We start from the raw sequence: 19,372 nt of genomic DNA, 5'->3' as shown, positions 1-19,372 counted from the left end.
CTCAGATCCGGTAGTCGCGCGGCCGCTGGGCCAACTTGCTGGGATCCTCAATCGGAGTCCGGCTCTTCGGGTGTCGATTTCTCTTGCCTGTGTGGTGGAACAGCAGGTTGAGCAGGACGGAGACGAAGGCAGCCATGGCCACTCCGCTTCCCAGCAGCGATGCCGCATTGGGCGGAAGCTGCGAGTACATGCCCGGGATGAGAACCGGGAGGAGACCGGCCGCCAGGCCGACAGTAGCTGTGATGAGAGTCCCCGTCTTGTTGAAGTCCACTCGGGAAAGCATCTGAATGCCGAGCACGGCGATGATCGCGAACACCACGACCGCCGTTCCACCGACCACCGCCGCGGGAATCCCATTGAGAATCCTTGCCAACGGACTGACGCCGATGAGGATGAGAAGGACTCCGGCGAAGGCGGTGACGAACCGGCTGCGCACTCCGGAAGCACGCACAATTCCCACGTTCTCCCCGCTGGTGACCATGGCGGGTGTTCCGAAGAGCCCACCGACGACGGTCACAATGCCGTCGGCGCGGATTAGCCGAGGGACGTCCCTGCTCGGTTCGACCTTCTTCTCGACGATCTCTCCATTGATGATTGTCTGCCCCGTCGCCTCGGCCATGGACGCCAGCGCCCACAGCAGCATCGGAATCGCGGCGATGAGATCGAACTTCGGGGCACCGAAGGGGAAGAGCGTCGGGGCTGCGAGCAGGGGACCGCTCACATGCGCGGAGAAATCGGTCGCACCCAAGAACGTTCCGACGATGGTGCCGCCGATAAGTCCGATCGCGATCGAGAGCTTTCCGAGCATTCCGCGCAAGAAGCGGAAGCTCAGCACGGTGATGGCGACCGTGACGAGGCCGAGGAGCAGGTTCTGCGGATCCCCGAAGGCCACGGTGTCCGCTTCCCCGACTATGAGCTTGCCGGTCACCTGGACAAGATTGACCCCGATGACGATCACCATAATGCCGATGACGAGGGGCGGGAAGAACTTCAGCAGTTTGACGAAGAGAGTCACCGCCAGAATGTAGAACACACCCGTCAGGAGCACGGCTCCCACGGCTGTTTCGATATCGGTGCCCTGGCTGATCGTAATGAACAGGATGGTGGCCGCTCCACCCGGGAGCATGACGAAGGGCAGTCGAACGCCGATCTTCCACACGCCGACGGACTGCAAGATCGAACCAAGGCCGGAGAACACGAACACCGCCGACAGAACCGCCGAGATAATTTCCTCCGACAGGTCCAGTGCGCTGGCAATGAGGAATACCGACGATATCGGTGTGGCCACCATGACCAGGACGTGCTGGATGGCGAACGGAATGAGCCGGTGCATCGGTCGGAACTGATCGACGGGGTGAACGCCTTCGGTGACATCGGATGGTGCAGTCATAGAGCCTCTCCTTTGAAGCACATCATGTTCAGCCCTTGAAATATCAGCGGCCAAATCGATTTGTCTAATCGTGCATGGTGACTTGAATCATGTCAAGGCCCCGAGTTGACTCAGCAAAGATGCTCGCCCAGCTGGAAACGAAGAATCATTTGGAAATGCCTCGTGGCGGCACCCCGCCTGCTGGAGCCAATAGTTGCTGGCCCGCACGGCGAGGCATTGATGACTTTCGAATGGGCTGAGTGGAGGCGCCGACAATTGTAGAACACCTCCTGGCTGGCAGGCGGTGAAGCCCGCTTCAGCAGGTACGCTCCTCGAGCTGGGTGAAAGCCTGGAAACGAGAACCGCAGCCATTCATCTGGACCAAAACTGCCGAGGACATCCTCGACTCCACCGCCAGATACCTTAAAACGAATAAACGAATCAGGAAGCTAGCGGCCCTCGGCCAGCGACTTGGTCATCATCAGGAATCTCAGCTCGTCGGTCGTCGGTCGACCGAAACGGTCGTCTCCATAGGGGAACGGTTCGCTCTCTCCGGTGAGTTCATAGCCGCGCCGCTGGTACCAGGCGATCAGCTCGGCGCGCAGGTTGATCACCGAAAGGCTAATCCTGGTCGCTCCCCAGGTTTGACGCGCGAATGCCTCCGCTCCAGTCAGCACATTCTTGCCGATTCCGCCACCCTGACGGCTCGGGGAAACGGCAAACATCCCGAAGTAGGCCGAGTCGTTCTTCCTCTCCAGCTGGCAGCAGGCTACGAGCGGCCGCCGGCCATTCGCCGCGCCAGTGCCAGCCTCGCCGTCCTCGCCGACCGAGCCAGCCCCGGCCCGAAACAGCAGGATCACCTTATTGGGATCACTGAGTTCCTCGCGGACCATACCCGGGCCGATCCGCTGACCTTCCAGCAGGTCGGCCTCGGTTGTCCACCCCTGCCTGCTCACATCTCCGCGGTAGGCCGATTGCACAAGCGCCGTGATCGCGTCCGCGTCTTGGGCATCGGCGGTGTCCATCTCAAAGTCAGTCCAGGAATCCAACACGTGAAAGATTGTAGCTACATGCCGTACTTCTCCAGCAGACGCAGCCAGATCTCACTCATGGTCGGGTAGGCGGGCACCGCATGCCACAGCCGTTCGAGCGGAACCTCGCCAACGATGGCGATCGTGGCCGAATGCAGCATCTCGGCGACATCCTGTCCGACGAATGTGGCTCCCACAATCACCCTGCGCTCCTCGTCCACGACCACCCGCGCCCACCCGGAGTACCCGTCGGCCTGCAGTGCCGAACCGGCGACCGCAATCTCGAGTTCCACGGTCCGGGTCCGGTCAAAGCGATCCGCGGCCTCCACGGGCGCCAGGCCGACAGCCGCTATTGCGGGATCGGTGAACACGACGTGAGGCACGGCGTAGCTGTTAGCCGTCATCAGGTGACGCGACCACAAATTGTCGTCGATCTGCCCGCCCTTGGCACGAGTGACTATCACGTCTCCGACTATGCGGGCCTCATACTTTCCCTGGTGGGTGAGCTGCACCTTGCCTGCCGCATCGCCGACCGCGAACAACCAGTCGGTTCCGGTTACCTGGCCATGGTTGTCAATCGTGATGGCGTCCGGTGCCAGCCCGACCGAGTCGAGTCCAAGCTGATCGAGCGCGGACTGACGCCCTGTCGACACCAGTAAGCGATCGGCGACGACCTGCCGTCCGTCGCCGTCCTGGTCGGTCACCTCAAGCCGGATCGAACCGTCTGGCTGCCAATGCACAGCCGTGGTTTCGGTATCCAGATGAACCGTGATGTTCTCGGCCCGCAACGCATCCAATACCCGGGATGCCGCTTGCTCGGCGAATCCGCCGAGCAGCTTTCCCCGAGCGATCACGGTTACCTGGGAGCCGAGGCGCCCGAATGCCTGGGCGAGCTCCGTCCCCGCAACACCGCCACCGAGAACTGCCAGCCTTCCGGGAACATCGTGCGCGGAGGTCGCCTCCCGGGTGCCCCAGAACGGGATGTCGGCCAGACCGTCGATTGGCGGCACAACCGGCCGCGATCCGGTGGCGAGCACGACAGCGTTCAGGGCTGTCAGCGTGAACGGTTCGTCGTCCGGCGGCGTCACCTCGACGGTCCGCTCCCCCACCAGCCTGGCGACGCCCCGGATCAGGTCGATGTTCGCCTGTTCGGCCCATTCCACCTGTCCGGCGTCATCCCAGTGCGAGGTGAACGAATCCCGCCGCCGGAAAACTGCCTCGACATCGAGGACGCCGTCAACGGCCTGCTTGCTGCCGTCCACCCGGCGCGCCGCGCTCAACGCAGCACCTGGACGCAGCAACGCCTTCGATGGCATGCACGCCCAGTAGGAACATTCACCGCCGACCAGGTCCGCCTCGATCAAAACGGCCCGCAGCCCACCCTTGACGGCGCGATCTGCCACGTTCTCGCCTACCGCGCCGGCACCGATCACAATGACGTCGTAGTCCCCACGGGGCGAAGAAGGAGTCACGCCTCAACGCTAATACTGTTGACTACCTCAAGGAAGGCCTCGTGGAGGCGTAAATCACCTGAGATCTCCGGGTGAAACGCCATGGCGATAATGTTCCCCTGCCGTACCGCGACGACACGGTCGTCCGACAGCCGGGCCAGCACCGTGACGTCGGCGCCAAACTCCTCGACGACCGGCGCGCGGATGAAGACGGCAGGCACCGAACCCTCAATTCCGTCGACGATCAGGTCCTCCTGGAACGACTCCAACTGGGAGCCGAAGGCATTCCGGCGAACTATCACGTCCAGGCCGCCGATGTTCTGCTGCCCCGGCACAGCGTCGCGGATCTGATCGGCAAGCATGATCATCCCCGCGCAGGTGCCATAGGTTGGCAATCCCGCGTCGATGGCACCGCGCAACGGTGCAAGCAGACCCAACTCCGCGGCGATCTTTCCCATCGTGGTGCTCTCGCCGCCCGGGATGATCAGGCCATCGATTCCATCCAGCTCCGCTTCCCGCCGGATCGCAACGCCTTCGGCGCCGAGGGATCGCAGGGCGCTTAGATGCTCCCGGAAGTCGCCCTGCAGGGCGAGCACCCCAATCCGGCGCCTGGCTGATTGGGGTGGCGAGGGCCGGTCAACGGCCTGCGCAGCCGCGTGCATTACCAGCCGCGCTCGGCCAGCCGGTGCGGGGCGGCAAGGTCGGCGACGTTGATGCCGACCATCGCCTCACCGAGTCCCCGGGACGCTTCGGCGATCACGGCGGGGTCATCGAAGAAGGTTGTGGCCTTGACGATTGCCGCGGCACGCTGGGCCGGGTTGCCGGACTTGAAGATTCCGGAGCCGACGAAAACGCCGTCCGCGCCGAGCTGCATCATCATCGCTGCGTCCGCCGGGGTGGCAATGCCTCCCGCGGTGAACAACACGACGGGCAATTCACCTGCGGCAGCCACCTGCTTCACCAGCTCGTACGGCGCCTGCAGCTCCTTGGCCGCGACGTACAGCTCGTCTGCGGACTTCGACCGCAGTGCCGCGATTTCGCCTTTGATGGTGCGGATATGCCGGGTGGCCTCAGAAACGTCGCCGGTGCCGGCCTCACCCTTCGAGCGGATCATCGCGGCGCCTTCGGTGATCCGTCGCAACGCCTCACCGAGGTTTGTGGCACCACAGACGAACGGCACCTTGAACTTGCTCTTGTCGATGTGGTTGACGAAGTCGGCGGGGCTCAGCACCTCGGACTCATCGATGTAGTCCACCTTGAGGCTTTCAAGTACCTGCGCCTCGACGAAGTGGCCGATCCGGGCCTTCGCCATCACCGGAATCGACACGGTGTCGATGATGCCGGCGATCAGGTCCGGGTCGCTCATCCGGGCGACGCCGCCCTGCGCGCGGATATCGGCCGGAACACGCTCCAGCGCCATGACCGCGACGGCACCGGAATCCTCGGCGATCTTTGCCTGCTCCGGCGTGACGACATCCATGATGACGCCGCCCTTGAGCATCTGCGCCAGGCCTCGGTTCAGCCGGGTCGACGTCTGGGTGTCGTCGGAGCCTTTGGCAGCCCGCGAACCATTGCCTGCCGCGGCGTGTGGAGTGGCGTCGGAAAGCGTGTCGGACGTTGCTGGAACTGACATAGTTGAATCCTTTTTCGTTGAGGGCGTGGCGGCCGAAGCAGCCGGGATGGTTTCGTCTTCCAGCCTGCCGTCGATAGTGGCCCATAGCGAGATCCACTTATACTGAATCGGAATAGACCACTTTTAACAACCGCGACCCAAGGAGTTCGACATGGGACGCACGGATGCGCCGGTACTGCCGATCACCGTGGATCGATCCGCGCACCTGCCACTTCCGGTGCAACTGGCCGCCGGGCTGCGGGAGGCCGTGCGATCGGGCCTGCTCGCACCGGGCGACCGGGTACCGCCGAGCCGGTCGCTTGCGGCCCAGCTCGGAGTATCCCGAGGCACCGTGACGTCGGCCTATGATCAGCTGACCGGCGAGGGCTACCTGATCAGCGCACACGGCTCGGCAACCATCATCAACCCGGAGCTGGGCGCCATCCATCCGCAGGTTGCTTTTCCCGCTGTCGCGGCTTTCCCCGGCGCCGAGCCGGTCCTCGCCCTATCAGGCCGGCGATCGTTACCGGCTCCCGATGCCGCCCCGGTCCGGCGGCCGATCGACCTGCGGCCCGGCCGACCCGATACCCGAAGGCTCGACGATCCCTCATGGCGGGCGGCCTGGCGGGCGGCCGTCTCGGTTTCCCCGGAAGACGAACTGCCGCCGCCGGCAGGGCTGCCGATTCTGCGTGCGGCGATTGCCGAGCATCTGCGGCTCGTTCGCGGCCTGAATCGCGGTCCCGACGAGGTGCTGATCACCGCCGGCGCCCGGGAGGGCCTCGCCCTGCTGTTGATGAGCCTGCGCGATCCGGCGCGCCGGCCACTGCGGGTGGCAGTTGAGGATCCCGGGTATCCGGCGCTTCGCCAGGTGCTGCGCCGCATTGGCGCCGAAGTGTTGCCGACGCCGGTCGACGCCGACGGTCTGGTGGTTGCGGCGCTGGAAACCGGAGCGGACGCCGCGGACATCGTGATCGTGACGCCGAACCATCAGTATCCGCTGGGCGGCAGCATGCCGGTGACCCGGCGGATGGCGCTGCTGGACTGGGCTGCTGCGAACCGGGCCCTGATAGTCGAGGACGACTACGACAGCGAATTTCGCTACGTCGGCAGCCCGTTACCGGCGCTGGTCTCGCTGGACAGCTCCGACCGGGTCGTCAACCTCGGCACTTTCTCCAAGGTGCTCACGCCCCGGCTGGCCTCAGGCTACATCCTCGCCCCGGTACATCTGGTCGAGACGATGGCGCGCACTCGCCAGGAGCTCGGCGCGCCGGTGTCCGGATACGTGCAGCATGCCCTGGCGCACTATCTCGACACCGGAGGTCTGCGCCGGCATATCGCCCGGGTCCGGCGCGACTACCTGCACCGACGGCGGATGTTGATCGACATTCTTTCCGGGGTCGACGGCCTCGATGTACAGCAGCTGGACGGCGGCCTGCACGCCGTCGTCACGGTCAGCCCGCCGAGAAATGTGGACTCGATACTGGCGGTCGCCGCCGAGCACGGCGTCCTGGTCAGCGATCTCGATCACTACTGGACTCACGAAAGCCAATCGGCCAAACCAGGAGTTCTGATTGGCTACGGCGGTGTGCCCGATTCAGATCTTCGTCGCGGCCTGGACCGGCTGATCACGGCGGTAGCCGCCACCGACCAAGAAGAGACGTTCGCCGACCAAAATCGCTAGAACAGCGTATAGCCGCCGTCGATCACCAGCACCGATCCGGTCATGAAGGCCGATGCATCGCTGGCCAGGTAAACGATGGTGGGCCCAAGTTCGTCCGGCGTAGCGGCGCGCTGCATCGGAGCGTCGTCAATCCAGCGCGGCTTGAACCGCGGATCGTCCACCGGCGCCATCGCCGTCTTGATATAACCGGGGGCCAGCGCGTTGACCCGGATGTTCTGCGGTGCCCACTCCGCGGCCAGCGATTTGGTCAGCTGATGCACCGCGGCCTTGGACGCGTTGTAGGCCGGCTGCCACTGCGGACGGTTGACGATCATCGAAGAGATCGAGCCGATATTGACAATGTTCCCGCCGCCCTGCTCCGCCATTCGCGCCCCGAATACCTGGCAGCAGTTCCACACCCCGTTGAGGTTGACGTCCACAACCCGGTGCCATTCCTCCTCGGTCACCTCCAGCGCCGGCCGGTGCACGCAGGCCCCGGCGTTGTTCACCAGGATGTCGACCGCGCCCATTGATTGCTCGATTGCCGTCGCCGCCTGCACGATCGACTCACGAACCGTCACGTCGCCGTTGATCGCCTCGGCCTTTCGGCCCAGCGCCCGGATCTCGACGAGCAGCGGCTCGGCCTCGTCCGTCGAGCGGACCAGCAATGCCAGGTCGGCGCCCGCCTCGGCCAGCGCGAGCGCCAGTGCCCGGCCGATCCCGCGATTGGCACCGGTGACCGCTGCTACCTTGCCGTCCAACTTGAACGCATCGAGAACATTCACGAATTGACCTCCTTCACGATCACGACTTCGACTCCCGCATCTCGCAACACCTGGATTTCGCCGGCAGGCGCCCGGGCATCGACCACGGCAACGTCGATGTCGGCCGCCTGGCAGATCACGTGTGGGCCGGTACGCCCGATCTTGGACGAGTCCACCAGCACGACCTTGGTCCGGGCCGCGGCGATCATTGCGCGTTTGATCTCCGCGGAGTCCGGCAGCAGGTGGAAGAGCCGGCCGTCGGAGACCGCGGGAACACTGAAGACCGCGACGTCGGCGTGCCACTTCGACACCGCCTCGATCGTGGCCGCGCCGAACACGGCATCGAGCTTGGCGTTGTAGAGGCCGGGAAGCATGTGCACCTCGGCGCTCGGCAGGCCGCCGATCGCGCGCGCGCCGCGCACGTAATTGGTCACTATCTGCACCGTTTCTCCGCTCGCGCAGCGCTCCTCGAACAGCGGCAGACAGGTGGTGGAGTCGTCCATCAGCACAGTCCGCGCATCGGCGACGTAAGGCAGGGCGGCCTGCGCGATGGCAATTTTGACCGGCATCTCTGAGCGCAGCCGGTAGGCAAGGATCGCCTGCACTTGGGCCTCGGGCGGCGCGAGGACGACGCCGCGGCGCCGGTGCAGCAGTTTCTCGTCAACCAGCACCTCGATGTCGCGGTGCACGGTGGCGCCGCTGACTGCGAGCGCCTGGCTCAGGTCTTTCGCCGTCGCTTCGCCTCGTTCCAGCACCAGGTCGACGATCCGGGCGCGCCGTTGTTGCACAGCTGCATCGGAACTACGGCCCGGCAGGCTCACGGGGTGGCCAGGTTTCCGCTGGCCGCCATCCCGCCGGCCGCCGGCCTGCCGTCATCCGCTAAGCCGCCGGGCCGGACGATTGCCTTCATCGAGGTCGGCAGTTGGGAATGCTCGAGTGCCTCAACAACGTGCCCCAGGTCGAATGTGGCGGTGACCAGGGCGTCCAGATCGACGAGCCCGGCCTCGGCCATCGCGATTGCCGTGGGGTAGGTGTTGGCGTAGCGGAACGCGCCGGTCAGCTTCAGTTCTCGGCCCTGCAGCACGCCGACCGGGATGCTGATCTCGTCGGCGCCCATGCCGACCAGCACAATGTGTCCGGCCGGGGCGGTGCTGCGGATGCCGGCGACCACGGCCGAGGGCACGCCGGAGCAATCGATGTACGACTCGACGGAAAGCCCGGGCATCTCGTCCTCGGTGACGTTGATGACGCGAGTAGCGCCGAAGGTTCTCGCAACCCTCAACCGCTCGGCCGACACATCTGTGACGGTGATGTCGGTGGCGCCGAAGGCGCTGGCGACCTGGGTTGTCAGGATGCCGATCGGACCGGCTCCGGTGATCAGGACAGTGCTACCGGGGCCGACGTTCGCCTTCTGGCAGGCCCAGATGCCAACGCTGAGCGGTTCGAGCAGCCCCGCGGCGTCGTCGGATATCGAGTCCGGGATGGGATGGGCGAAGTCCGCCGCTATTGCAAGGTACTCGGCGAATGCGCCGTCGATCGGCGGGGTCGCAAGGAACCGCACGTCAGGGCAGAGGTTGTAGCGGCCGTGCTTGCACTGGTCACACACGCGGCATGGCACGCCGGGTTCCAACGCCACCCGCTGTCCGAGCCGCTCGGACGGGACCCCCGCGCCGACATCCACAATCGTCCCGCCGGCCTCATGCCCGAGCACCAGTGGCTGGCGCACAACGAAGTCAGCGATCCTGCCGTGCTGGTAGTAGTGCACATCCGACCCGCATACCCCGACCGAACCGATCCGGACCAATACCTCGCCGGCCTGCGCGGTCGGCACCGGCCGATCCTCGATACCGACCTCCCCCGGGCTGGTGAGCACGCTGGCCCTCATCGTGGCGGGCACACTGTCGACGGCAACGGCGGACATAGTCATTCCTATTCTCCTGTCACGGCACCGAGCGAGAGCCCGGTGACCAGCCAGCGGCGCACCGCGAGTCCGGCGATCACCATCGGAACCACCACGATGGTACCGATGGCGGTGAGCTGTCCCCAGTCCACGCCGGTCTGGGTTACCAATTGGCTGGCCGCGATCGGCAGGGTCTGCGAGTTGGGCCCGGCGAAGGTGGAGGCGAACGCGTAATCGTTCCAGGCGAACACCAGGCACAGGATACCGGTTGTGACCAGGCCAGACTTGCTCAGCGGCAGCACGACATACCAGAACGCCTGCCAGTTGGTGCAGCCGGCCACCTTGGCAGACTCCTCGATGGAGGGCGGGATCTCGGCGAAGAACGCCTGCATCAGCCAGGTGGCGAATGGCAGATTAAAGGTCATATACGCCAGGATCAGGCCCGGAAGCGTGTCGATCAGGCCAGCGACGCGGAACATCAGGAACAACGGCAGGATAACGGCGGCGATCGGCGCCATCCTGGTGGAAATGATCCAGAACGCCAGATGCCGTTTCCCCTTCATCTCGGTCCGGGCCAGGCCGTAACCGGCCAGTGTGCCGAGCACCAGCGACAGGATCGCGGAGATACCTGCCGCCAGCATGCTGTTGACGATATAAGGGCCAAGATTGTTCGCGCCGGTGAACAGGCCGGCATAGTTCTCCAGCGAAGGTGCGAAGAACCACTTCGGGCTGGCCGAGGTGACGTCGGCGGAACTCTTGAAGGAGCCCAGCAGCATCCACAGCAAGGGGACGACGGTCCAGATCCCGGCAAGGACGACGACGATCCAGACGCCGATCCGGCCGGGCCCGGACATCCGGCGTTCGATGCCGGCGTCTTGCTTCGGATTGACCTTGATCGTCTCCAGCGGGCTGCCGTCGCTGGTCTGGCCCGGACTGGTTGTCTGCGTTGGGGCCGTCATTTCGTGAGTCCCTTCTTATCCAGCATCCGGACGAACACCTGGGCGATCAGGATGGTGACGATCAGCATCATCAGGCCGATCGCCGCGGCGTAACCCAGGTCGAAGAACCTGAATGCGGTCTCGAACAGCCGCAGAGGCACGATCTTGGTGGCGTTCGCCGGACCGCCGTTGGTGGTGATGGTGATGATGTCGAAGTAGCGGACCGCGTCCATCGAGCGGATCAGCAGCGCCACCAGCAACACATTCGAGATGGCCGGGAACACAATGTGCCGAAGGGTCTTGAACTGACCGGCGCCGTCCAGGGCCGCGGCCTCCAGGATCGACGGGTTGACGCTGGAGAAGCCGGCGAGCGCGATCAGGGCCACCAGCGGCGTCCACTCCCATACATCCATCAACGTGACGGCGATGAATGCCGAGGTCGGGTTGCCGAGGATGTCTTCCTTGATGCCGAGATTCTGCAGTACGTGGGCGTAGAGGCCGAAGGTCGGGTCGGTGAGATAGCGGCCGAGCAGGCCGACGATCACCGGCGCCACGAACATCGGCAACAGGATGATGGACAGCAGCAGGCTGCGGCCGCGAATTACCTTGTGCAGCGAGAAGGCGATCGCGATGCCGAGCACCATCTCCAATCCCACCGTGGCGACGAAGAATATCGCGGTGAGCAGCCAGCTCGTCCACAGGTCGATGTCGGTCAGCGCGCGGGCCCAGTTGTCCAGCCCGGCGAATTCGAGCCGCAGTCCACCGAGGAGGCGGACCCGGCTGAAGCTCATCACAATCAGGGTGATGAACGGGATGACGGACAGGATCGCCATCACTACGACGGCCGGGGCGAGTAGGCCTGCGCTGAAGTGCAACCGACGGGGCTGCCGTCGAGGTTCCGGCTGCTGGCTCGGTCGGGCCCCGGCGGGTCGTTCCTCGACGCTTACGCTGTCCGGTTTCATGCCACCCACCCCCGCTCGACGATCCGGTCAACGTGGTCGCTGATGCCGTCCATGGTCTCCTCCGGATTTCCCTGGCCGGCGAGCATCTGGGACAGGCCGGTGAAGATGGCAGTGTCACACTCATTCCACATCGGGATCTTCGGCCGCAGCCCGATGTTCGCCTCCTGCCAGGCGAAGTTGACCGCGTCCGCGGTGAGCATGTTCGGCAGTTCGCTTGGCCGGTTTTCGGCCTTCCTGACCTCGGGGAGTTCGTAGACCGAGCTGCGGGTCGGGGTTCCGCCGCCCGCCTCGGACTTGAGGTTTGCCAGCTGGGTGTCCTGGGATGTCGCCCAGGCCAGGAACAGGAAGGCGGCGCCTCGCTCGGCGCCCTGGCTGTTGTCGGCGATGCCGATCCCGCAGCCGCCGTACATATGCGCGTTGCGTTTCGGCCCCTTCGGCAGCGGCGCGTAGCCCACCTTGCCTGGCAGCACCGACTCGTTCGCCGCGGCGTTCTCGTGCCAGTTCGGCGTCATGGCGATCTGCTCGGCTCGCAGCGCATTCGCCACTCCGTCCCAGTCCCAGCCGCGGGATCCGGGGTGGGCGATCCCGACCAGCTTGTTGTACAGCGCGGCTGCTTCCTTTGCTTCCGGCTGGTTCAGCAGGGATTGGCCGGGGTCCTTGGTGCCCAGCAGGCCTACGTCCTGGCCGTTTTCGAAGTAGTCGCCGCCGTAGGCCCAGAGCAGGTTCGAGAAGTCGCACATCAGCGAGTCGTGTTGCTTCGCCTGGTGACCGGTGCCGTAAGGAACCTCGTCGGCGTTGCCGTTGATCCACTCGGCCATCTGGAAGTACTCCTCCCAGGTCCGGTCGGCACCGGGGGTTATGTCGAAACCGAGATCGTCGGCCATCCGGCCGCCATACGTGTCGAATATGTCCTTCCGGTACTGCCAGATCATGGTGGGGCAGTCATAGGGCAGCGCGAAGACTTTCTCGTCGTCGACAAATTTGCCGGCCGCGTTGAGCTGGGTCGGGATGAAATCCTTGAGGCCGCCGTGACCGAGTTCCGGGTACCCGTCTGCGCCGACGAACTCGGACAGGTCGGCCAGGCCCGCGCTGTATGGAGCCAGTACCTGGTAGGGATCTGCGTAGATCACTTGGTACTGAGCGTGACCGGAAGCCATATCCAAGGCGACGCGTTGCACCAGGGCGGTGAGTTCGAGGTTCACGATCTGCACGTTGACCCCGGTCAGCTCGGTGAAAGGCTTGAGGTTCGCGGCAATCGCTGCAGTTGGCGCGGTGTTCTCCGAGATGAAGTTGATGGTTGTGCCCTCGAACCGTCGCCACGGGTCGCCGCCGGTGTACCTGGGCATCGCCGTCGTCTGGTTCTGGTTGTTGCATGCTGCAAGCAATGGGCTGGCTGCCAGCGCACCGATTCCGAGTCCGGACGCGCGGAGAAAACTCCGGCGGGTGCCGCTGGCGGGTTCGAGGTTCGTCATTGGTCCTCCGGGAGGCGGTCGAGAAGCTGCCAGACGCCGATCGCACAGCTGCTGCCGCGCCCAACGGTCACGAAACTATCAGTTGATATGAGTGACCGAAAGAGTTTTTCTCATATTTTGTGCAAATATCTCTCGGATGGGGCAGCTTGTCGACCGGGCCGCCAGTTGCCCAGTACACCTATTCGACCGGGATGAATCCCGATTCGTAGGCCGCGATGACCGCCTGGGTCCGGTCCCGCGCCTCGATCTTCAGCAGGATGTTGCCGACATGGGTTTTCACCGTCTCCGTCCCGAGGAACAGGTCCTGCGCAATTTCGGCATTGGTCATCCCCTGGGCAAGGCGCCGAAGTACGTCCTTCTCTCGCTCGCTCAATCCCCTGCCGGCAAGCCCGTCACCTCGACGGCCGGGTAACTGCGATACCGCAAGCTTGCGCAGCGCCTCAGGAAACAGCAGCGATTCACTCAGCGCAACGGTTCGAACTGCCTGCGCGATCTGCCGAGGATGCTCCCGCTTCAGCAGGAAGCCGTCCGCGCCGGCCTTCAACGCCTGATAGACGTAGTCGTCGCTCTCGAAGGTTGTCAGCACCAGAATGCGCGGCGGCTTCGCCATCCGCTGGCGCACGTTTCGGGTCGCATCGATGCCGTCAATCTTCGGCATCCGTACGTCCATCAAAATCACGTCCGGCCGGTGTTCCTCGGCAAGCGCTACGACATCCACCCCGTCAGAGGCCTCCGCGACGATCTCGAGGTCGCCCTCCGCTGACAGGATGGCGGCGATTCCCGCGCGGATCAGCGGCTCGTCGTCGACAAGCATGACGCGAATCGGGTTAACAGCCATCAGAGTAGTCCCTTCATCGGCAGCACCACGGCTACCCGCCAAGTTCCGTCGACCTCGCCCGCCTGAAGACTGCCACCGAGAACCGCCACCCGTTCTGCCAGCCCGGGGAGGCCGCGTCCGCCGGAACGCCGAAGCGATCTGCCGGGCGGGTCACCCTCCCCCGGCGCCAGCAGCACCGGCATCGGATTGCTGATCTCGATCCGCAGCGCCTCGTCGGCGATTGCTATCCGCACGGCGGCCGCCACGGCTCCGGCGTGCCTGAGAATGTTCGTGAGGCTTTCCTGAACTATCCGGTAAGCCTCACGCGACATCGCACCCGGCAATTCGGCGATCCCGGGATCGACGTCATCGTCGATCCGCAACCCGGCGCTGCGCGTGTCGGCCAGCAAGCGATCGAGCGCGCGCAGCGTGAGTTGCGGAGACCGCCGGTCAGCAACGTCATCCCGCTTCGGCTCCGCCCGCAAGATCCCCAGGGCGTAATCGAGGTCGCTCAGTGCAGACCGGCCAGTCTCCTCGATGGCCAGCAGCGCACGCTCGGCACCTTCGGGATTCGACGCGAGCATCCGCTGGGCCGCAGCTGCCTGAAGTGTGGTGATCGTGAGTGCATGGCCCACCGAATCGTGCAGTTCTCTTGCCAGCTGATTCCGCCGCGCGAGCTCCGCCGTCTCGCGCTCGGCGGCCAGCACACGATTCGCCGCCGAAGGCCCAAGCAGCGGCATCGCGCCGCGCGGCAGCAACCAGAACACAACGACAAGAAGCGCTATCGCGATGGTGGTGATCAGCAAGGTCAGAACCATGCCCTCCCCGGTGGACAGCCCGGGGAAAACTACCCGGCTGATCTCCGTCGCGGAGTTGGGCGCGAACGGAAACAGGCCGAGCAACGCCGCGATCGCTGTGGGCAGCGCAAAAGCCAGCACGAACAGGAACAGCGCGCCACACACGACGTGCAAATAGAACCAGACGCCTCCGCGCATAACGTCGGATGCACTCGTCCGAGCCACTGGCTCGGCGATGTCGACACCCAGCAAATCCCTGACCGCGGTGCGCTCCAGCGCGCGTAGCACCGAGACGCTGCCCGGAATCAGGATTCCGGCCAGCGCGATGGCGAGCGTCAGCACATATGTCGCCGGACCGATCTCGGGTGCCGAGAATACCTGCCCTACCCAGAACACAAGCATCACGTAGGGCACGGCGACGATTCCGCCAATCAGCAGGAAGAGGCCGCGGCGAAGAAGCAGCCCTATCCAGGCCGATGCGGGGAGGCTACGAGGGCTCACATCCGTCATTCTTCCTCATTCGTAGTTTCGGCACCGGCTGACCTGCCGCTCCCGGCGGCCTTCACGGGAATCATTTCTCCTTAGCTGACGCTGTAATTCTGCGACAGTGTCAGTGCCGGAATCTAGGCTTGCAGCAACGATCGACGTCACAGCGGACTTGACCTAAACATCTGTTGAGCTTGTCTACTGGCAGCATCAGACAAATGTTCTTCGAAAGGCAGACACAATGAGCATGGAGAGCACTGCGTGGAGTTCGCTCTACAGCTCGATGACGGCGCGCACGGAAAAGCGTCCGTTCTCGCGGGCAACGCTGAGCAGGATCGCCGGCTTCGCCAGAAAATACCGCTCACAGTTGATTGGCTTCATTGCGCTCAGCGTCGCGACGGCCACTCTTGCTGTGGCAACTCCGCTGCTGGCCGGGCAGGTGGTGAACGCCATCGTTGGGCGGGAGGCACCGTCCGTCGTCGTACAGCTCGCGGTAATCATCGCGGTCATTGCGCTGGCAGAAGCGGCACTCGGCATCGTCAACCGTTGGTTGTCGGCGGGAATCGGCGAGGGACTCATCCTTGATCTGCGCACAGCGGTCTTTAACCACGTGCAGAAGATGCCGATCGCCTTCTTCAGCCGAACCCGCACCGGAGCCCTGGTCAGCCGGTTGAATAACGACGTGCTCGGCGCGCAACGGGCATTCAGTGACACCCTCTCGGGCGTGGTCAGCAATATCGTTTCGCTCGCGCTCACCCTCGCGGTCATGCTGTCTCTGTCGTGGCAGGTCACCCTTATTGCGCTGGTCCTGCTTCCGATCTTCGTCGTGCCCGCACGGAGGATGGGCAGCAGGTTGGCAGAGATGCGTCGCGAAGCTGCGGATTACAACGCCTCGATGGGCGCGCAGATGACTGAGCGCTTTTCCGCTCCCGGCGCCACCCTGGTCAAGCTTTTCGGCCGACCGGAGGAAGAGTCCGCGGAGTTCGAGAGCAGGGCCCGCCGGGTGCGCAATATCGGCGTGCATACCGCGATGCTGCAGTGGGTCTTCATCACCGCGCTCACCCTGGTTTCCGCGCTGGCGCTCGCACTTGTCTACGGACTCGGCGGCACATTCGCGTTGGCCGGGCAGCTGAATTCGGGCGACGTAGTCGCGCTGGCGATGTTGTTGACCCGACTGTATGCCCCGCTGACGGCGCTCGCCGGCGCCCGGCTGGAAATCATGAGTGCGCTCGTCAGCTTCGAACGGGTGTTCGAGGTGCTGGACCTCAAGCCGTTGATCACCGAAAAGGCGCAGACGACGCCCATCCCGCCGTCCGGCGTCAGTGTGGAGTTCGACTCCGTTGACTTCGGCTATCCCTCGGCGGACAAGGTCTCGTTGGCCTCGCTCGAAGAGGTGACCAAGCTCGACGACCGGGAAGGCAGCCAGGTGCTGCACGATGTGTCATTCCGGATCGAACCCGGGCAGATGGTTGCGTTGGTCGGCTCATCCGGCGCCGGAAAGTCGACGATCGCGCAGCTGGTTCCCCGGCTGTACGACGTTGACACTGGCAGCGTCAAGCTCGCCGGCATTGACATCCGCGACACGAGTTTCGAGTCTCTGCGCCGGACGATCGGCGTGGTCAGCCAGGATGGTCACCTGTTCCACGACACCATCCGGGCAAATCTTCTCCTGGCCAAGCCGGACGCCGGCGACGAGCAGCTCGAGGACGCGCTGCGCCGGTCCCGGCTCGGGGCGTTCCTGGCCGCTCTTCCCGAAGGTCTGGACACGGTCGTGGGCGAACGCGGCTACCGGCTGTCCGGCGGCGAGCGCCAGAGGCTGACGATTGCCCGGGTACTGCTCGCGCAGCCCGACGTCGTCATCCTGGACGAGGCGACAGCCGCGCTCGACTCCACCTCGGAAGCTGCCGTGCAGGAGGCGCTTCGTCAGGCACTTATCGGCCGCACCTCCCTTGTGATCGCTCATCGACTGTCGACGGTGCGGGCCGCGGACAAGATTCTGGTGATCGAAGAAGGCCGAATCGTGGAAAGTGGGACCCACGGCGAGCTACTCGCTCTCGGCGGCCGTTATCGCGAACTGCACGAAAGCCAATTCGGTGCCACTGAACCGGAGGCTGCCTCTAGTCTTTAAGCTATGAGCCTCAGTCTGCGCGAGCTCAACCGCGCCACCCTGGCCCGTCAGTCGCTACTGAGTCGCGGCACGATGTCGCCGATCGAGTTGATTGAACACCTGGTCGGGCTCCAGGCACAGGCGCCACTGGCTCCCTACTTTGCGCTGTGGACCCGGCTGAAATCCTTCCAACCGGATGAGCTGGCCCAACTGCTACTGGACCGTAAAGCGCTGCGGATGGTGCTGATGCGCGGCACCATCCACCTGGTCAGCGCCGATGACGCGTTGACGTTTCGGCCATTGACCAAAGTGATCACCGAACGGGATTTGGTCCGCAATGCCACGCACGCTCCGGCCCTGGCAGGACTCGACTTCGACGAGCTGGCGGCAACGGGCCGCCGGCTGGTTGAAGAACGACCGTTGAGCATCTCCGAGTTGCGGCCCTTGCTCCAACCAATCTGGCCGGATCGCGATCCGGCGTCCCTGGCTTACGGCGTGCGGAACATGTTGCCATTCGTACAGGTACCGCCGCGCGCCATCTGGGGTAGGTCCGGGCAGCCGCGTGGCACCACCTTGGAACACTGGCTCGGCCGGGATCCCCACCCCGCGCCGAGTATCGACGACATGGTGTTGCGATATCTGGGCGCCTACGGCCCGGCGAGCGTGATGGACGCCCAGCAGTGGTCGGGGCTTACCCGGCTGACCGAGGTGTTCCAACGACTGCGGCCTAGCGTACTGCCGTTTACCGGCCCCGACGGCGCCGAGCTCTTCGACCTTCCCGACGCTCCGCGACCGGCTGCGGATGTCCCAGCCCCGGTGAGGCTGCTGGCACCGTTCGACAATGTGCTGCTCTCACATGCGGCTCGTGAACGGATCATCGACCTCGACATGCAAAAGCTGGTTTTCACCATCAACGGGATTATCAAAAGCACGGTCCTGGTCAACGGTTTCGTCGTCGGCATCGTTGAAACCGTAAAGAAGAAGGACGAAGCCCGTGCCGTCGTCACGCTGTTCCATCAGGTCTCGAAGCGCGCGAGCGAGCAGATCGAACGGGAGGCGCTGAAGCTGCTGTCATTCGATGCCCCGGGCACCCGGCAGACGGTAGAACTACTAAGGTCGACTCCATGACCGAGTTGCCTGATCCTGGCCATCAGCCCGCCGACGACGTGTCGGATGCCGAAGTGGAGGCGGTTGGCGCCCTCACCGCAGCGCTGGAGTCCGTTGAACGCGCGCGCGGACACCTGTATTCGTTCCACCAGTTGACCGGTAAGGCGGACTTCGAGCTGGGCGACGCAGTGCAGAAGCTCCGCACGGCTGGCCGTACGGAGCTTGCCGATCAGATCGAAAACGATGTCGTCGGCCGCAATGTACTTGCGGGCCGGTGGACGTTTCAGATCATTGAAGAATACGACGACGGATACTACGGCCGGGTTAAGGACGCCGAACGTGCCGCACGCGAACAGCTTCTCGGCGGAGTCCGTCACGTCTATGAGGCACGACTGAAGGAACGCCGCCGGTCTTCGGGGCGGCCAGGTCATGAGGCGACTCCGGACGATGCATGACCGGCTGACTTAGAGCCGGGCATCCGGCTGGCTTAGGGCCAGGAATCCGGCTGGCTTAGACTAGTGGCAACCGACCGTGGCGAGATAGGAATTGCAGTGCCTCAAACGAACAGCTTTAACCCGAGCAAGCCGTCCAAGTCCAGCAGCTCGATAAGTGTTATCGGTGTTGTCGTCGGCCTGGTTCTGTTCGCGGCCGGCCTCTATGCCATGGGCACGGCCTTTGCCTACGAGAATCTTGGCCTTCCCATCTTCGCCGCCGGCATCGTTCTGGTCAGCCTCGCCTACCTGCTGCCAATGCACATTTTCGTCCGGATCGACGGCCAGCACACCGATCATCGCGACGTTCGCGGAGCTGACGGCAGGACCTCCCGCTTCAACGGCGTCGGAGTTGACGTCTATTCACCGGCGAACGCGCCACAGCAGGTCAGCAGCCACTAACCCGCC

General features: G+C 64.4%; 18 protein-coding genes. 5 read left to right on the top strand and 13 right to left on the bottom strand.

Features of this window, described 5'->3' with window-relative positions:
* Position 1: 1 nt before the first annotated feature.
* From LWF01_RS03285 to pdxS, 5 genes are all read right to left on the bottom strand, one after another.
* Positions 2–1,390 carry a uracil-xanthine permease family protein gene (locus tag LWF01_RS03285; protein ID WP_349639616.1) on the bottom strand — a complete coding sequence of 463 codons (1,389 nt, stop codon included), beginning with the start codon at positions 1,388–1,390 and terminating at the stop codon, positions 2–4.
* A gap of 428 nt (positions 1,391–1,818) precedes the next feature.
* Positions 1,819–2,421 carry a GNAT family N-acetyltransferase gene (locus LWF01_RS03280; protein ID WP_349639615.1) on the bottom strand — a complete coding sequence of 201 codons (603 nt, stop codon included), beginning with the start codon at positions 2,419–2,421 and terminating at the stop codon, positions 1,819–1,821.
* 14 nt (positions 2,422–2,435) lie between these two features.
* Complete coding sequence (locus LWF01_RS03275) at positions 2,436–3,872, bottom strand: dihydrolipoyl dehydrogenase family protein (protein ID WP_349639614.1); 1,437 nt, start codon at positions 3,870–3,872, stop codon at positions 2,436–2,438.
* Complete coding sequence (gene pdxT / locus LWF01_RS03270) at positions 3,869–4,513, bottom strand: pyridoxal 5'-phosphate synthase glutaminase subunit PdxT (protein WP_349639613.1); 645 nt, start codon at positions 4,511–4,513, stop codon at positions 3,869–3,871. Before pdxT ends, LWF01_RS03275 begins: the two co-directional genes overlap by 4 nt.
* Positions 4,513–5,352 (bottom strand): pyridoxal 5'-phosphate synthase lyase subunit PdxS, encoded by an 840-nt coding sequence (pdxS, locus tag LWF01_RS03265; RefSeq protein ID WP_349640812.1) that lies wholly within the window; start codon positions 5,350–5,352, stop codon positions 4,513–4,515. The genes pdxT and pdxS overlap by 1 nt, the downstream gene beginning before the upstream one ends.
* A 283-nt stretch (positions 5,353–5,635) precedes the next feature.
* Here pdxS and pdxR point away from each other — a divergent pair, with 283 nt between their 5' ends.
* A complete protein-coding gene (gene pdxR / locus LWF01_RS03260; protein ID WP_349639612.1) occupies positions 5,636–7,144 on the top strand; it encodes a MocR-like pyridoxine biosynthesis transcription factor PdxR in 1,509 nt (502 codons plus the stop codon).
* On the opposite strand, the gene LWF01_RS03255 is transcribed toward pdxR, so the two are convergent.
* From LWF01_RS03255 to LWF01_RS03220, 8 genes are all read right to left on the bottom strand, one after another.
* Positions 7,141–7,908, bottom strand: coding sequence for an SDR family oxidoreductase (locus LWF01_RS03255; protein ID WP_349639611.1), 768 nt, complete (start codon positions 7,906–7,908; stop codon positions 7,141–7,143). The genes pdxR and LWF01_RS03255 overlap by 4 nt on opposite strands.
* Entirely contained in the window at positions 7,905–8,675 is a 771-nt protein-coding gene (locus LWF01_RS03250; protein WP_349639610.1) for a DeoR/GlpR family DNA-binding transcription regulator, read from the bottom strand. The genes LWF01_RS03255 and LWF01_RS03250 overlap by 4 nt, the downstream gene beginning before the upstream one ends.
* 29 nt (positions 8,676–8,704) lie before the next feature.
* Complete coding sequence (locus LWF01_RS03245) at positions 8,705–9,808, bottom strand: NAD(P)-dependent alcohol dehydrogenase (RefSeq protein ID WP_432762011.1); 1,104 nt, start codon at positions 9,806–9,808, stop codon at positions 8,705–8,707.
* Positions 9,809–9,816: 8 nt separating this feature from the next.
* Positions 9,817–10,746, bottom strand: a complete 930-nt coding sequence (locus tag LWF01_RS03240) for a carbohydrate ABC transporter permease (protein ID WP_349639608.1) — start codon at positions 10,744–10,746, stop codon at positions 9,817–9,819.
* On the bottom strand, positions 10,743–11,687 hold the full coding sequence (locus LWF01_RS03235) for a carbohydrate ABC transporter permease (RefSeq protein ID WP_349639607.1): 945 nt from the start codon (positions 11,685–11,687) through the stop codon (positions 10,743–10,745). The genes LWF01_RS03240 and LWF01_RS03235 overlap by 4 nt, the downstream gene beginning before the upstream one ends.
* Positions 11,684–13,159, bottom strand: coding sequence for an extracellular solute-binding protein (locus LWF01_RS03230; protein WP_349639606.1), 1,476 nt, complete (start codon positions 13,157–13,159; stop codon positions 11,684–11,686). Before LWF01_RS03230 ends, LWF01_RS03235 begins: the two co-directional genes overlap by 4 nt.
* A 178-nt stretch (positions 13,160–13,337) precedes the next feature.
* The gene (locus LWF01_RS03225; RefSeq protein WP_349639605.1) at positions 13,338–13,997 is read right to left on the bottom strand and encodes a response regulator; all 660 of its coding nucleotides are present in this window, start codon (positions 13,995–13,997) and stop codon (positions 13,338–13,340) included.
* Positions 13,997–15,274, bottom strand: a complete 1,278-nt coding sequence (locus LWF01_RS03220; protein ID WP_349639604.1) for a sensor histidine kinase — start codon at positions 15,272–15,274, stop codon at positions 13,997–13,999. The genes LWF01_RS03225 and LWF01_RS03220 overlap by 1 nt, the downstream gene beginning before the upstream one ends.
* A gap of 226 nt (positions 15,275–15,500) precedes the next feature.
* On the opposite strand from LWF01_RS03220, the gene LWF01_RS03215 reads away from it, so the two are divergent.
* The 4 genes from LWF01_RS03215 to LWF01_RS03200 all read left to right on the top strand — a co-directional run bounded on the left by LWF01_RS03215 (position 15,501) and on the right by LWF01_RS03200 (position 19,366).
* On the top strand, positions 15,501–17,387 hold the full coding sequence (locus LWF01_RS03215; protein ID WP_349639603.1) for an ABC transporter ATP-binding protein: 1,887 nt from the start codon (positions 15,501–15,503) through the stop codon (positions 17,385–17,387).
* A gap of 3 nt (positions 17,388–17,390) precedes the next feature.
* Positions 17,391–18,494 carry a winged helix DNA-binding domain-containing protein gene (locus tag LWF01_RS03210; protein WP_349639602.1) on the top strand — a complete coding sequence of 368 codons (1,104 nt, stop codon included), beginning with the start codon at positions 17,391–17,393 and terminating at the stop codon, positions 18,492–18,494.
* A complete protein-coding gene (locus LWF01_RS03205) occupies positions 18,491–18,928 on the top strand; it encodes a hypothetical protein (protein ID WP_349639601.1) in 438 nt (145 codons plus the stop codon). Before LWF01_RS03210 ends, LWF01_RS03205 begins: the two co-directional genes overlap by 4 nt.
* A 96-nt stretch (positions 18,929–19,024) precedes the next feature.
* Positions 19,025–19,366 carry a hypothetical protein gene (locus LWF01_RS03200; protein WP_349639600.1) on the top strand — a complete coding sequence of 114 codons (342 nt, stop codon included), beginning with the start codon at positions 19,025–19,027 and terminating at the stop codon, positions 19,364–19,366.
* The last annotated feature ends 6 nt before the right edge of the window (positions 19,367–19,372 follow it).

Origin of the sequence: Saxibacter everestensis (assembly GCF_025787225.1) — a bacterium.
GTDB lineage: Bacteria > Actinomycetota > Actinomycetes > Actinomycetales > Brevibacteriaceae > Saxibacter > Saxibacter everestensis.
The sequence above is the reverse complement of the archived record's forward strand: the minus strand, read 5'-3'. Positions and strand labels throughout refer to the sequence as shown.

Coding starts and splice junctions, on each gene's coding strand:
- LWF01_RS03285 (WP_349639616.1), bottom strand. CDS start 1,390: ATGACTGCACCATCCGATGTCACCGAAGGCGTTCACCCCGTCGATCAG.
- pdxT (WP_349639613.1), bottom strand. CDS start 4,513: ATGCACGCGGCTGCGCAGGCCGTTGACCGGCCCTCGCCACCCCAATCA.
- pdxS (WP_349640812.1), bottom strand. CDS start 5,352: ATGCTCAAGGGCGGCGTCATCATGGATGTCGTCACGCCGGAGCAGGCA.
- pdxR (WP_349639612.1), top strand. CDS start 5,636: ATGGGACGCACGGATGCGCCGGTACTGCCGATCACCGTGGATCGATCC.
- LWF01_RS03245 (WP_432762011.1), bottom strand. CDS start 9,808: ATGTCCGCCGTTGCCGTCGACAGTGTGCCCGCCACGATGAGGGCCAGC.
- LWF01_RS03240 (WP_349639608.1), bottom strand. CDS start 10,746: ATGACGGCCCCAACGCAGACAACCAGTCCGGGCCAGACCAGCGACGGC.
- LWF01_RS03235 (WP_349639607.1), bottom strand. CDS start 11,687: ATGAAACCGGACAGCGTAAGCGTCGAGGAACGACCCGCCGGGGCCCGA.
- LWF01_RS03230 (WP_349639606.1), bottom strand. CDS start 13,159: ATGACGAACCTCGAACCCGCCAGCGGCACCCGCCGGAGTTTTCTCCGC.
- LWF01_RS03225 (WP_349639605.1), bottom strand. CDS start 13,997: ATGGCTGTTAACCCGATTCGCGTCATGCTTGTCGACGACGAGCCGCTG.
- LWF01_RS03215 (WP_349639603.1), top strand. CDS start 15,501: ATGAGCATGGAGAGCACTGCGTGGAGTTCGCTCTACAGCTCGATGACG.
- LWF01_RS03210 (WP_349639602.1), top strand. CDS start 17,391: ATGAGCCTCAGTCTGCGCGAGCTCAACCGCGCCACCCTGGCCCGTCAG.
- LWF01_RS03205 (WP_349639601.1), top strand. CDS start 18,491: ATGACCGAGTTGCCTGATCCTGGCCATCAGCCCGCCGACGACGTGTCG.